The organism is Musicola paradisiaca NCPPB 2511 (genome assembly GCF_000400505.1).
Lineage (GTDB): Bacteria > Pseudomonadota > Gammaproteobacteria > Enterobacterales > Enterobacteriaceae > Musicola > Musicola paradisiaca.
In genome coordinates, this window is the sequence record NZ_CM001857.1 from 2068439 (window position 1) to 2081499 (window position 13061).

12 protein-coding genes and 1 pseudogene are annotated in these 13061 nt (G+C 56.7%); 8 read left to right on the forward strand and 5 right to left on the reverse strand.

Features of this window, described 5'->3' with window-relative positions:
- On the forward strand, positions 1–292 hold a 292-nt coding region (locus tag DPA2511_RS23885; RefSeq protein ID WP_226376640.1), incomplete at its 5' end, for a hypothetical protein.
- On the opposite strand, the gene asr is transcribed toward DPA2511_RS23885, so the two are convergent.
- The 3 genes from asr to rstA all read right to left on the reverse strand — a co-directional run bounded on the left by asr (position 243) and on the right by rstA (position 2637).
- Entirely contained in the window at positions 243–416 is a 174-nt protein-coding gene (asr, locus tag DPA2511_RS23890; RefSeq protein ID WP_318903384.1) for an acid resistance repetitive basic protein Asr, read from the reverse strand. The genes DPA2511_RS23885 and asr overlap by 50 nt on opposite strands.
- Positions 417–589: 173 nt before the next feature.
- On the reverse strand, positions 590–1897 hold the full coding sequence (gene rstB / locus DPA2511_RS09055) for a two-component system sensor histidine kinase RstB (RefSeq protein ID WP_012765366.1): 1308 nt from the start codon (positions 1895–1897) through the stop codon (positions 590–592).
- Positions 1894–2637: a two-component system response regulator RstA gene (gene rstA, locus DPA2511_RS09060; RefSeq protein WP_012765367.1), complete on the reverse strand. Its 744-nt coding sequence runs from the start codon at positions 2635–2637 to the stop codon at positions 1894–1896. The genes rstB and rstA overlap by 4 nt, the downstream gene beginning before the upstream one ends.
- Positions 2638–3004: 367 nt before the next feature.
- Between rstA and DPA2511_RS09065 the strand changes: the two genes are divergently transcribed.
- Entirely contained in the window at positions 3005–3433 is a 429-nt protein-coding gene (locus tag DPA2511_RS09065) for a hypothetical protein (RefSeq protein ID WP_012765368.1), read from the forward strand.
- 27 nt (positions 3434–3460) lie between these two features.
- On the opposite strand, the gene dauA is transcribed toward DPA2511_RS09065, so the two are convergent.
- Together dauA and chaA are read right to left on the reverse strand one after the other, a co-directional pair.
- Positions 3461–5179 (reverse strand): C4-dicarboxylic acid transporter DauA, encoded by a 1719-nt coding sequence (dauA, locus tag DPA2511_RS09070; protein ID WP_012765369.1) that lies wholly within the window; start codon positions 5177–5179, stop codon positions 3461–3463.
- A gap of 277 nt (positions 5180–5456) precedes the next feature.
- Positions 5457–6557 carry a sodium-potassium/proton antiporter ChaA gene (chaA, locus tag DPA2511_RS09075; protein ID WP_012765370.1) on the reverse strand — a complete coding sequence of 367 codons (1101 nt, stop codon included), beginning with the start codon at positions 6555–6557 and terminating at the stop codon, positions 5457–5459.
- A gap of 580 nt (positions 6558–7137) precedes the next feature.
- On the opposite strand from chaA, the gene DPA2511_RS09080 reads away from it, so the two are divergent.
- From DPA2511_RS09080 to DPA2511_RS21425, 6 genes and pseudogenes are all read left to right on the forward strand, one after another.
- Complete coding sequence (locus tag DPA2511_RS09080) at positions 7138–7818, forward strand: gamma-glutamylcyclotransferase (protein WP_012765371.1); 681 nt, start codon at positions 7138–7140, stop codon at positions 7816–7818.
- Positions 7819–7938: 120 nt separating this feature from the next.
- On the forward strand, positions 7939–8982 hold the full coding sequence (locus tag DPA2511_RS09085) for an ABC transporter permease (protein ID WP_012765372.1): 1044 nt from the start codon (positions 7939–7941) through the stop codon (positions 8980–8982).
- The gene (locus DPA2511_RS09090) at positions 8982–9854 is read left to right on the forward strand and encodes an ABC transporter permease (RefSeq protein WP_035050129.1); all 873 of its coding nucleotides are present in this window, start codon (positions 8982–8984) and stop codon (positions 9852–9854) included. The genes DPA2511_RS09085 and DPA2511_RS09090 overlap by 1 nt, the downstream gene beginning before the upstream one ends.
- Positions 9841–10665 (forward strand): ATP-binding cassette domain-containing protein, encoded by an 825-nt coding sequence (locus DPA2511_RS09095; RefSeq protein WP_012765374.1) that lies wholly within the window; start codon positions 9841–9843, stop codon positions 10663–10665. The genes DPA2511_RS09090 and DPA2511_RS09095 overlap by 14 nt, the downstream gene beginning before the upstream one ends.
- Positions 10662–11363: an ABC transporter ATP-binding protein gene (locus DPA2511_RS09100; RefSeq protein ID WP_012765375.1), complete on the forward strand. Its 702-nt coding sequence runs from the start codon at positions 10662–10664 to the stop codon at positions 11361–11363. Before DPA2511_RS09095 ends, DPA2511_RS09100 begins: the two co-directional genes overlap by 4 nt.
- A gap of 56 nt (positions 11364–11419) precedes the next feature.
- Positions 11420–13020 (forward strand): annotated as a pseudogene (locus DPA2511_RS21425) (ABC transporter substrate-binding protein).
- Positions 13021–13061 lie beyond the last annotated feature (41 nt).

The window sequence follows — 13061 nt, forward strand, 5'->3', positions numbered from 1 at the left end:
TTTCTGGGTAGCGGCTTTCTTCTTGACTACTTTTTTCTTGGCAGCCTGGGCTTTCTGGGTAGCGGCTTTCTTCTTGACTACTTTTTTCTTGGCGGCCTGGGCTTTCTGGGTAGCGGCTTTCTTCTTAGCTTACCTTTTTCTTGGCGGCCTGGGCTTTCTGGGTAGCGGCTTTCTTCTTGGCTACTTTTTTCTTGGCGGCCTGCGCTTTCTGAGCAGCAGCTTTCTTCTTCACGACTTTCTTTTTAGCGTGAGTGGCTTTTTTTCATCGGCTTTTGGGCTTGGTCTGCTTTAGCCGGAGCCGCAGTGTCAGCGGTCGGAGCAGTAGCTGGAGCCGTAGTAGTGTTACCTGCAGCGAATGCTACAGAGGACAGACCCAGAGCCGCACCTGCGATCAGCACTAACAATTTTTTCATCATCAATTCCTCAATTATCCGGTTTAGGTGTCGGACCACGCGGTGGGCCGATGTGTGGAGAATAGGTGAAGATAAGCGACCGATCTGTGAGTGTTTGGTGTCCGCGTGTAACGGATTGTACAGGTCTGGGTAGGGGGGTGTGTCATTGCATGGTTTAACGCAATGACACGTAAAAACTACTCTGTACGACGCGGCAGGTCGGGTTTTTGGGTGATGATCGGCCAGCGGAATACAAAGCGGGCGCCGCCAAGTACGCTGCTTTCGACGAAAATCGTCCCGCCGTAGGCGCGTACAATCGCCTGCACGATTGCCAACCCCAGGCCGCATCCTCCGCTGCTGTTTTCAATACCGGCTTCCAGTCGGATAAAGGGTTCGAAAATGTGTTCGCGATCCGCCGGCGCAATACCGGGGCCATCGTCTTCCACCGTCAGGCAGGCCATGTCCTGTTCACGAGTCAGACTGACGCGCATCTGCTGCCGGCAGAATCTCAATGCGTTATTGACCAGGTTATTCAACACACGCTCGAGCAGGCGTAAATCCACATAACCAAATTGGCTGGCAGGGTTGACTTCCAGTGTGATCTGCCGGGTGGCATTGACCAGTTGAAAATCGGCGATGCGCCCCTGCAGCCAGCCGGGTAGCGCAATCTCTTCCAGATGCAGCGTGACCTGCGGGCGATCCAGCCGGGCGTAAGTCAACAGTTCGTCGATCAGCGCTTCCAGTTGGCCCACATCCCGGTTGATGGCCTCCTCTTCGTCGCTGGTCAGGTTTTCATTCATCGCCAGACGGTAACGCAGCCTCACCAACGGTGTGCGTAGTTCGTGGGCGATGTTGTCGATAAGCTGTTTCTTGCTGGTGATGAGCTGGTTGAGGTTATCCGCCATCCGGTTGAAAGCGACCCCAAGTCGAAACAGATTAGAGGTGTTGTCGAAGTGGGTGCGTTCTTCAAGATGACCTTCCCCCAGCCGCTGGGCAGCATTTTCTAACTGCAGCATCGCTTTCCAGTGCGGCCGCATCCACAGAAAAACCGGCAATGCCAGCGACAGCCCAATCAACGCCAGTACCAGCAGGTTGACCAGCCGGATTTCATGCAGGAAGAACAGATACGGGATCGGGCCGACGGCCAGCACGTAGTGGCTGCGGGGAATGCGCTGGATAAACGTGTATTCATCGTCCAGTGCGACGATCTCCCCCTGAATCAGCCGTTGCTGCGCCTGGGTGCTGAGCCGGTATTTGTTGATGGGTTCGATATGCAGCTTGAATGACAGGTTAAGATCCATCTGGTTGATGGTTTTGTGCCATTCGCGAGGTGGGATAGAGCGCAGCTCATTACGGATCAGATACAGCGAGCTTTTCATCAGGTCATCCATGGATTGACGTCCGGCGCGCTCGGCCGTCACCTTGTAGACCAGACCGACCAGCAGAGTCATGACCAGAAAGCTGGCGAACAGCAGCAGAAAGAATTGAATAAACAGCTTCCTCATAGTGAGGGCGTCTCCCAGGCATTGGGGGCGAACAAGTAACCCTTATTGCGGATGGTTTTGATGCGTACGGGTTCAAGCGCGTTATCACGCAGTTTTTTACGCAGACGCGAAATGGCGACGTCGATACTGCGATCCATGCCATCATAACTGACGCCGCGCAGTGCTTTGAGCAACGCATCGCGATTCATGATCTGCCCGGCGTGGGTTGCCAGCAGCCACAGCAGTTCAAAGTCGGTGGTTGATAACGTGATGCTTTCGTCCGCCAGAGTGACTTCGCGGTTGACCGGGTCGATGCACAGCAGCCCGAAATGCAAGGATTTGTGAACCTGGATCTGGGTTTGCACCGGTTCGGTGTTTTCCCGGTCTGGCTGTGGAGCGGCTGCATATTGACGAAAATGGAGGCGTAAGCGCGCCAGCAGAACCGCCGGCGGCGTCGTTTTCAAGATATAGTCGTCGGCGCCCATCTCCAGCGCCAAAATATGGTTCATATCGCTGTCCAGCGAGGTCAGCAGCACGATAGGGCCGGTGAACTGCGGGCGTAACTCGCGACAGAGGGTCATGCCGTCCTTGCCGGGCAACATGATATCGAGCAGCACCAGATCGGGCTGTTGCTCCCCGATAAACACCAGCGCGTTGTCGCCGCGTGGTTCAATCCTGACATCAATATCGTGTTTACCCAAATACGCGGCGATCAGTTTGCCGACTTCCGGGTCATCCTCAATGAAAGCAATCTTATACATGACATCGAACTCACAACTTTATAAGGGCAGGTTACGCTGATGCCGTCTGCGCCGGCTCATCGTGGAAGACGCTGGCACCGCGCCGCATTTATCGGGATATCCCTTTTATATCGGTGCTACGTCGCGCGGCATTAGGCGACAGATCACGTTTTCTCCGCTTTCTCCGGTTGGGGAGATAGGGTGCGGTGGATCCCACTACGAAGAGAAAAAACGCGGCATGTTCACACCGTCTCTACAATTATGGATGACACTATACCCGATTACGATCCTTCACGTCGTAATGGTTGACCGGCGATGGCCGGCTCGTCCGAGACGCCGTCGGTCAGGATCATACGAAAAATGACTGAGTAACGGAGAGGGGAAGAGGATGAAAACGTCTCATCTTGCGATACCTGTAGGCTCCAGTGAAAAGATGTGTGTTGACTACACCGCCTGGCTTGGCGCGCTTTGCCGTAAGCATTGGCGCTTTATCGACGCCATGTATGGCGTGTTGCCGATTTTCGGCATGGTGACTAAATCGCCGCCGGGCGATGGAGTCGCTGCGCGTGAAGCGCTGCGCGAACTGGCGTTACAGGTGATGTCCACCCAGGCCAGTGATGAAACCAATCTTTCCCGATTGATTGCTCTGGCGCAGCAGCAGGGGATGCAGGAGCTGGATATCCAACTGCCCTATACGCTATCTGGCGAGCAGTTGGACGCGATTGACGCCAGTTGCCGTCATTATGCGTTGGCGTTGACCTTGCGGGCGGAATGCCTGTCGGTGCGCCTGCGATCAACGCGCAATGTGTTGAACTGAGCCCGGGGAACGGGCCAGTTCAGGCGTTCAACTCGACGGTGTTTCTTGATGTGGCGTTGTTTCTGTCAGCGCCTGCGGCAGCGTGGCGTAGAAGCTCAATCGGTTGGCGATTGGCGCCACGTTGGCGCGTGCCAATGTTTTCAACGGCTGGAACGGAATATCGGTGATCACCAGATGTTTTTCGGCCGGCAGCAGTTCCACAAAGCGCAAAAAGGCGCTCAAACCACCGGCATCCAGTACGGATACCGCCTCCCATTGCAGAATCACAACCGGATATTGTTCGCTGCGTTCCATCAGCTCGCTGAAAATTCGCTCGGCGGCAGCGAAAAACAGCGGGCCGTTGATGCGTAGCACCAGTCTCTCGCCGGGGAGAGTACCTGGTAGCTCGATGATGCGGGTCATACGCGCCACATTGCGCATGAACAGTATTGACGCCAGCACAATACCCACCGTGATGGCGATGACCATATCGAACAACACGGTCAGCGACATGCAGAGCAACAGCACCAAAATGTCGTCCCGTGGGGCGCGTCTCAGTAGATAAACGACTTTATGCGCTTCGCTCATATTCCAGGCCACCAGCAGCAGCAGCGACGCCATCGCCGACAACGGTAGATAGGATAACCAGGGCGCCAGCACCAACAGAGAGAGCAATACCAGCAGTGCGTGGATCACGGCGGAGATCGGCGAACTGGCGCCGGCCCGCACATTGGCGGCGGAGCGGGCGATGGCGGCGGTAGCGGTGATCCCACCAAAGAACGGCGCCACCATGTTACCGATACCCTGACCCAGCAATTCGCTGCTTGGATGATGTTTGCGGCCGGTCATACCGTCCAGCACCACGGCGCATAACAATGACTCGATCGCGCCGAGCATGGCCATGGAAAAGGCGGCGGGCAACAGTGCCGAGAGACTTTTCCAGGTCAGCGGCAGGGTCTGCCCGTCCGACGAGGGAATGTTCCAGGGAAATTCGAAGCGGGGCAGGATGGCGGGAATGCCCTGCCCACGGGTGCCGTCATCCAGCAGGTAGCTGAAACGTGAACCGATGGTGGCGACATCCATATGGAAAAAATGCCCTATCACCGCCATCACGGCGACGCCGGCCAGCAATGCAGGTAGATGTCCTGGCAGGCGAATGCCCAACCGTGGCCAGATGATCAACACGAATAGCGTGGTCGCCCCGACCAGCGTATCGGCAAGATTCAGTGTCGGCAGCGCCTGGATCAGCGCCACGACCTTTTCCGTATAGTGTTCCGGCACCGTCGTCATGGTCAGCCCGAAGAAGTCTTTGACCTGCATCGTGGCGATAGTGATGGCAATCCCGGAGGTGAAGCCGAGCGTAACCGGCAACGGAATGTATTCGATCAAGCGGCCGAAACGACATAGCCCCATCAACAGCAGAAACAGACCGGAAAGCAGCGTCGCCATCAGCAGCCCGGAAAGCCCGAACTGTTGGGAAACCGGGTAGAGGATGACGACGAACGCCGCCGTCGGGCCGGATACGCTGAAACGGGAACCGCCGCAGATAGCAATAATAATCCCGGCGATGGCAGAGGTATAAAGCCCGTACTGCGGTGGTACACCGCTGGCAATCGCCAGCGCCATGGCCAACGGGATGGCGATAATGCCGACGGTGATCCCGGCGATGACATCATGAGTAAAACGCGACAGTGTGTATTTTTCCCGCCAGCAAGCTTCAATGAGCGCACTGAACGGTTTAATACCGTTAATTCGGTGTAATTTCATGGGGAATAGACAACCAAAAATAAAAAAAGGCGGGTCGAGGGGCCCGTCGCGAGAGTGGCAATACGATACGCCTCTTTTTTGCTTTAAATCCAGAACTATATCAACAGAAGCGTTATTTTCGCACCGATAATGCCACGGTTCGGCCACTTTGATGCCAGGTTTTGCCTGAGTTCTGTAAACGTCAAAACGCCCACCCGCGGCATGTGACACCCTGGTCGGGCATTTTTTCACTCGGAAAAGGAGGGAGGGCGAGCATGAGTGCCCGCCGTCGCTTCAGTTACAGCATGATGGTCATCAGATAGGCGATGAACAACGCCAGATGCGCGCTGCCGTTCAGGACGTTGGTGCGACCGGTGGAAAAAGAAATGTGGCACAGCACCAGCACGGTGAGCATAACCACGATGTGCGGCAGCCCCAGCGCGAACAACAGCGTTTTACCGGTCAGCGTGGCGATAAGCGTCACCGCCGGTACGGTGAGTGAAATCGTGGCCAAAACGGATCCGAAAAACAGATTCATGGCGCGTTGCACCTGGTTGCGCAGTACAGCGGTAATCGCGCCTAACCCTTCCGGCGAGAGGATCAACAGCGCTACCAGAAAACCGGTGAACTGCGGCGGTGCATTCAGCGTATCCAGCAAGGCTTCCAGCAATGGGGAATCCATTTTGGTAACGCCAATGACGGCGATCAGATGAACCAGCAGCCAGACGGCATGCCACGGTGAACTGTGGGCTGAGGGTTTGCCGTGATGCGGGTCGGCATCGTCGCCGTCATCTTCGTGTTCGTAAACAAACAGGTTCTGATGGGTGCGGGTTTGAATCAGCAGGAATACGCCGTACATCATGGCGGAGATCAGCGCAATAATGATGGACTGCGCGACGGAGAAGTTTCCCTGCGGCAGCGCAGCGGGAAAGACCAGCACCAGTATCGAAAGCGGAAAAATCGCCATCAAATACTGTTTTATGCCCCCCAGATTGACATATTGGGTCGCGAATTTTCTGCCGCCCAGCAACAGAGCGAAGCCGACCAGGCCGCCGCTGACGATCATGATGATGGAATAGAGGGTATCGCGCATCAGCGTCGGGCTGGCGTCGCCGGTGGCCATCAGGGCGGAAATCAGGCTGACTTCCAGTATCACTACCGACAGGCTGAGGATCAGCGAGCCATAGGGTTCGCCCAGCCGGTGCGCCAGCACATCCGCATGTCGCACTACGCTGAATGCGCTGGCAAGAATCCCGGCCAGCGCCAGCAAATTTATGGCGATCATGCCTGTCAGGCTGCGGGTATCACCCCATTGCAACAGCGTTAGCAGCGCGATTAGCGGAATAAGCAGCGTGTATTCATGGTGACGGGTTTTTACGGTTTCGGCTGACGACGTCATGTGTAGCGGCTCCTGTCTATGGGGCGATCCGGCATGGGTTTTCTGTGGCTGTCCCTACATTGCCTGAATGAGTGATGGGTATTAAATCATAGAAAATAGGATAATTTCATCGAAATGTCCTATTTGTGTTTTTTCTATTTTATCTTATTAATAATAAATTAATTTATAAAAACAAAAAATCAATATTGTTGGTTTTAACGGATGTTTTCATGACTTTACATTATTGGTTTTGATGCTAATGGGGAGTAAATAAGAAATTACTCATATTTTTTAGGGTATTCCTTCATATCTAACGACAGTGACCGCAAGAAGGGAGCGGTTGTCGCGGCCAGGCACGGTTAGGGGGTTGACTCGCAACGTTTCAGCGCGCCGCCGGCGGGCACTATCCGGTGTCGCCACCGGCGCAGTTTGTCGGCGCATGGCAACGTTAAGGCAACGGTAGAGGGTAGGTCAGCTTACCCATGCTTTTGCTGTGAAATTAACCAATTCACTCGTTGATTACGGGGTTGTTATTCAGTCAAAATAGGCAATAGCCGTGCCATCGTGGATTGGTTTTTTTGGGTGTGAGGGTTAGTAAGTCGTGTTGACGCGAGATTTTTTGCAAAAAGCGGATTGTGGGACATCGTTTGGACAGATTGATGAACAGTTGTTACTGACCCCGCAGCAACGCGCCGCCTCTCTGGATGATACATTAGCGCGTCGACCGGATCGGAGTTCGGTTTGGATCTTCGGTTATGGTTCGTTGATGTGGAATCCGGTATTTGATGCCGAAGAGGTCTGCCTGGCGACGTTGAGTGGCTGGCATCGGGCATTTTGCCTGCGGCTTACTGCCGGTCGAGGTACCGTCAATCAACCTGGGCGGATGCTGGGTCTTAAACCCGGTGGCGAGACCACCGGTCTGGCTTATCGGCTACCGGAAGTCACTTTGCGTGAAGAGCTGGAGTTGCTGTGGAAACGCGAGATGTTGACGGGCTGCTATTGCCCACTGTGGTCTGAGTTACAGTGTCACAACGGAAGGCGGTTAACTGCGCTGGTCTTCGTTACCAATCAGGAACATCCGTTGCTTGAGCCGGATACCTGCATTCATAGCGTAGCGCCGTTGATCGCACGCGCCAGTGGGCCGTTGGGCACCAATGCCCAGTATCTGTTTGCGCTGGAACAGGAATTGAACCATCATGGCATGGCGGATGAAAACTTGACGGAACTGGCGTGCAAAGTACGTGAACTGCAACAGTGCCCGCCTTCAGACTCTGATGCATGAGCGGTCGCGCCGGGCCGTGCGGATACGTAACCAGGCGCACCGTTGTTGATTTTATAACCCTGTATCGTTGGGATAGAGATACAGGCTAAAACCTTCCCCCCGGCAACAGGGATTGTGCCAATGAGTGTGTTTCATCAGTATGCGAGAAGCTCACTGACACTGACAGGGAACCTCCTGAGTCGGTTTCTTTCGCTATTCCTCACCTTATTAAGCCTACTGTTTTTTACTTTTCTGTTGACGCATATCGCAGCCATCGACCCGACGTTGTCGGTCGTCGGTGAATACGCCAACGATGCGACCTACGAGCAGGCCCGGCGGCAGTTAGGGCTGGATCAACCGCTCTGGCGGCAATTCTTTCACTATCTGGCAGCGTTGCTGCATGGCGATTTAGGGATATCCCGCACCACCTCCCAACCGGTGTTGCAGGACTTGCTGCGCACATTCCCCGCGACTGTCGAACTGGCTACGTGCGCCATGGTGATCGGTGTTGTCGGCGGGGTGTTGTTGGCGTTGATTTCGGCGCTAAAACCGGGTGGATGGGTCGATTACCTGATCCGACTGATTTGCCTGATGGGATATTCGGTTCCCGTCTTCTGGTTAGGGTTGCTAAGCCTGATGCTGTTTTACGCCGGGCTGCATTGGGCGCCCGGCGGTGGGCGGCTTGATGCGTTTTCCCCGCATGTGCAAGAGACGTGGCGCGGTTTCCTGCTGGTGGGTAGCGTGTTGACCGGTGACTATCCCCGGTTTTGCGATGCGCTAAGCCATCTATGGCTGCCCTCCGGCGTACTGGGGCTGCTATCCATGGCGGGCATCGCACGGATGTTACGCGCCGCTATGCTGGAAGAGTGCGGCAAGGAGTATGTCACTCAGGCCAGGGCGATCGGCGCAGGACAGATGCGAATTCTGTTTTTCCATATTTTGCCGAATATTCAGGCTGTGCTGGTAACGGTAACGTTGCTGGCATACGCTGGGCTGCTGGAAGGGGCGGTACTGACGGAAAGCATTTTTTCCTGGCCTGGCGTAGGACGGTATTTGACTACGGCGCTGTTCAGTGCGGATGTTCCCGCCGTGTTGGGGGCGACGTTATTGATTGGCATTTGTTTCATCCTGATGAATGCGCTGGCCGACGCCCTGCTTTTTCTGCTGGATCCCCGAACACGATGATGCCTACGTCATTTTATCGCCCTCGACCGGGTCAGCGCTCATGGCGGCGCAACCCGTTGCCCAGCGTGTCGCCTAACCTTGTTATCAGCGCTTCATTGTGTCTGATGCTGTTGGTAACGGCCATCCTGGCGCCCTGTCTGGCGCCGTTCGACCCCAATATTCAGAACCTGACGCAGCGGCTTTGCCCGCCGTCCGCTTTGCACTGGTTCGGAACCGACGGTTTCGGGCGCGACGTGCTGTCGCGGGTGATTTACGGTACGCGGCCGGCCATGATCATGCTGGCGATGATTGTGACGTTAACGATGCCGCTTGGGCTGCTGGTGGGAATCAGCGCCGGTTATCTCGGCGGGTGGGGCGATCGGGCGCTGATGCGGTTGACGGATATCGTACTGGCTTTACCTGGGTTGGTGATTGCGTTGGCGTTGGTGGCGGTACTGGGCGCGGGATTAATGAACAACGTGCTGGCGCTGGCCTTGACGTCCTGGCCGCACTTTGCCCGTCAGGCACGGGCTGAAACACTGGCGTTGAAAAATAGCGACTTTTTGATGGCGGCGCGGATGCAGGGTATCGGCGGCTGGCGATTGATGTACGGGCATATCCTGCCGTTTTGTCTGCCGGGCGCCGTGGTTCGCGCGGCGATGACGCTGGCGCATGCAATTCTGGCTATCGCCGGGTTGGGGTTCCTGGGCGTGGGGGCGCAGCCGCCCATGTCGGAGTGGGGGAAAATGGTGGCGGACGGCAGTACGGTCATGGCCGAACAATGGTGGGTGGCGACGGCGCCGGGCGTGGCGATCTTTCTGACCAGTCTGATCTTCAATCTACTGGGAAACGGGCTGCGCGACAGATTGGATCCGCGACATGGGAACAGATGACGTACTGCTTGATGTCGGCAACCTTTCCGTCACTCTGGCGTCGCCTGCGGCGGAGGTGCTGGTGAAATCGCTGTCTTTCACCATGGGACGTGAACGGGTGGCGTTGGTGGGAGAGTCTGGCTCCGGTAAGTCGTTACTGGCATGGGCGTTGCTGGGGCTGCTGCCGCAGGGGTGTTGTATGCAGGCCGATCGCGTCTGGTTTGCCGGCCAGGATTTGATGCAGTTGGATGAACGGCAATGGTGCCGCTGGCGCGGGCAGCGCATCGCGATGGTGATGCAGGGCCCCAGATATGCGCTTAATCCGATGCGACGTATCGGCTGGCTGGTGGAGGAACCGCTGCGTCTGCATACGTCGCTGGGGCGGCGGGCGCGTCGTGAACGGGTGCTGGAACATCTGAATGCGGTTGGACTGCCCGCTTCGACCGAATTGCTGGAGCGCTACCCTCACCAGATTTCCAGCGGAATGGCGCAACGAGTCATGCTGGCGATGGCGCTGATTTGTCGGCCGGATCTGCTGATTATCGATGAACGGGCGTTTGCGCTTGATCGCGAAACCCGTGTTCAGGTGCTGTCGTTGCTCGATCATCAGGCCGCCGGGCACAACATGGGCGTGTTGTTGATAAGCCATGACCTGGCGCTGGTTGAGCGCCATAGCGAGCGGGTTCTGGTGATGCGACAAGGGGAACTGCTGGACGAACTGCCCGCCAGGCAATTGCCGCACGCGACGCATCCCTACACGCAGGCGTTGTGGCGCTGTCGCCCTGGGCTACAGACGAAAGGGACAATGTTGCCGGTTGATGAGGTGCTATGAACGCGGAAAGGGCGAAGAACCACACGGCGGTGATGTTGCGGCATTTTACCGTCATGCACCGACAGGGGCGACAATGCCGCGACATCGTGAGTGATGTCGGGCTGAGGGTGGCGAGCGGGGAATGCTTTGGTTTGTCCGGCCCATCGGGCAGCGGCAAAACCGCTTTGCTATGGGCGCTGGCCGGGCTAAACCCGTACTGGTCCGGGCAGATGACGTTGCTCGGCCGGTCGATGGCGCCCGGGCGGGCGTTCACCGGCGAACTGCGCCATCAGGTACAGATGGTGTTTCAGGATGCCTATGCGTCGCTGCATCCGCGTCATAACGTGCGCCGGGCGTTGACTGAACCGTTGCGTCGGCGGCATCAGACCCATCTCGATGAGCGCATCGCTCAGGGTATTGCGCAGGTCGGCTTGTCGCCGGCGGTGCTGGCGCGTTATCCGCATCAGCTTTCCGACGGCCAGCGTCAGTGCGTGGCATTGATCCGCGCCCTGTTGCAGGAGCCGGCGCTGCTGCTGCTTGATGACCCGACGTATACGCTGGATATGGCGTCTCAGGCGCGGGTGTTGAATCTGTTGAACGTCTGGCGTCGGGAGGCATCGTTGACCATTATGCTGGTCAGTCACGATAAGGACGTTATGGCGCACATGTGCGATCGTTCGGCCGTGATGATGGAGGGGCGGCTATTGTCCGGCGGTTAGGTCGACGGCCCGCCGGGTATTCCTGGACGGAGAGACACGGAGTAAGGATGGGCATCATGAGGTCATGGATTACTGGGGTGTTAGCCTTAATGCTGACGATGTGTCCGCCGGCGCGGTCGTCAACGCCGGATGATGACGTGGTGGTGGCGATTTCATTGAACAGCATCATCAGTTTCGATCCGGCGGAAAGTTTTGAAACGGTCAGTACCAGTTGTCTGGCTTTCCTTTATCAGACGTTGGTGAAGAGCGACCGGGAGGATGCCACGCAACTGAGACCGGATCTGGCGCTATCCTGGCGTGAGGGCAAGGCGGGGCGCAGTCTGATTTTCCAGCTCGATCCGGGGGCGACTTTCGCGTCCGGCGCGCCGGTTCTGGCCGATGACGTGATCTTTTCGCTGTCGCGGGCGGTGAAACTGAACCGCACGCCAGTGTTTATTCTCAATGAGTTGGGCTGGGAGCCTGGCAATATCGACCGCCAATTCCGAAAAATCGATGACCATCAGCTGGAAATTCGCTGGAGTAACGAGATCAGCAGTGAACTGGCGCTCCGGTTGCTCTCATCCAGTGTGGCGTCCGTAGTGGACAGCAAGCGGGTTTTGGCGTTTAGCGAGTCAGGCGACTTCGGTAATCGCTGGTTGAAAACCCGTTCGGCCGGCAGCGGCGGTTATCAGATTCGCCACTATATTCCCCAGCAGTCGCTGTTGCTTGAAACCAATCCCTATGCACAACGCATGCCCCGGCTCAGGCGAGTTATCCTCAAAGATGTGGTCGACCCCAGCGTGCGCCGATTGTTGTTGCTGCAAGGGGATGTGGACGCGGCATACAGCTTGAGCGCCGATCAATTCAGTGCACTGATGGGGCAACCGGGGATTCGGGTTGAGATGATCCCTGGCAACAAAGTCTATTATCTGGGGTTTAATACCGCCGCTTCTGATGCCGAATTTTTGGGGAATCCCGCTTTCTGGCAGGCGGCGCGCTGGCTGGTTGACTATGAGGGGCTGGCGTCTGGATTGCTGAAAACCAGTTCACAGTCCATCAGAACTTCCTGCCGCAAGGTATTGACGGCGCAGTCACGGAAGCGCCATTCCGGTTAGATGTGGAGAAAGCCAAAGCCATACTGGCCCAGGCGGGGATTCCCGCTGGCAGTCGTTTTTCGCTGATGGTGATCAATCAACCTCCCTATACCGATATTGCTCAGGCACTGCAGGCCAGCTTCGCGCTGGCCGACATTCGGATTGATGTGCAGCCGCTGTTGGAAAGCGAGCTGTGGAGCCGTATGCGAGCGCGTCGTTTTCAGGCGGTTTTTGTGTATTGGGGGCCGGACTATGCCGATCCGAACAGCAATGCCGGTGCGTTCGCCTTCAATATGCCGGGCCGGCCGCAGACGCTGGCCTCTCGTCTGAGCTGGCGGATCCCGGCGCTGAGCCAACTGACGCACTTGGCTGCGGCGGAGCGCGATCCGCGTCAGCGGCGTGAGGATTACCGGGTTTTGCAACAAGCGGTGAGGGAGAATTCGCCGTTTGTCGTGATGATGCAGGGGAAACTACTGGTGGCGGTGCGGGATAATCTGCTGAACGTCAGGATGGGAATGAGCAATTCCGTACTCTATTTTGACGAGATCGACAAAATGGCGGCCGCCGCGCCATCGGCCCGATAAAGGCGTGTCTGCGGTTGGCGGAGTGCGCGTGTAATACATAA

What these genes read in the sequence shown, in the direction of transcription:
- asr (WP_318903384.1), bottom strand. Translation starts at nt 416, where the DNA reads ATGATGAAAAAATTGTTAGTGCTGATCGCAGGTGCGGCTCTGGGTCTG.
- rstB (WP_012765366.1), bottom strand. Translation starts at nt 1,897, where the DNA reads ATGAGGAAGCTGTTTATTCAATTCTTTCTGCTGCTGTTCGCCAGCTTT.
- rstA (WP_012765367.1), bottom strand. Translation starts at nt 2,637, where the DNA reads ATGTATAAGATTGCTTTCATTGAGGATGACCCGGAAGTCGGCAAACTG.
- DPA2511_RS09065 (WP_012765368.1), top strand. Translation starts at nt 3,005, where the DNA reads ATGAAAACGTCTCATCTTGCGATACCTGTAGGCTCCAGTGAAAAGATG.
- dauA (WP_012765369.1), bottom strand. Translation starts at nt 5,179, where the DNA reads ATGAAATTACACCGAATTAACGGTATTAAACCGTTCAGTGCGCTCATT.
- chaA (WP_012765370.1), bottom strand. Translation starts at nt 6,557, where the DNA reads ATGACGTCGTCAGCCGAAACCGTAAAAACCCGTCACCATGAATACACG.
- DPA2511_RS09085 (WP_012765372.1), top strand. Translation starts at nt 7,939, where the DNA reads ATGAGTGTGTTTCATCAGTATGCGAGAAGCTCACTGACACTGACAGGG.
- DPA2511_RS09090 (WP_035050129.1), top strand. Translation starts at nt 8,982, where the DNA reads ATGCCTACGTCATTTTATCGCCCTCGACCGGGTCAGCGCTCATGGCGG.
- DPA2511_RS09095 (WP_012765374.1), top strand. Translation starts at nt 9,841, where the DNA reads ATGGGAACAGATGACGTACTGCTTGATGTCGGCAACCTTTCCGTCACT.
- DPA2511_RS09100 (WP_012765375.1), top strand. Translation starts at nt 10,662, where the DNA reads ATGAACGCGGAAAGGGCGAAGAACCACACGGCGGTGATGTTGCGGCAT.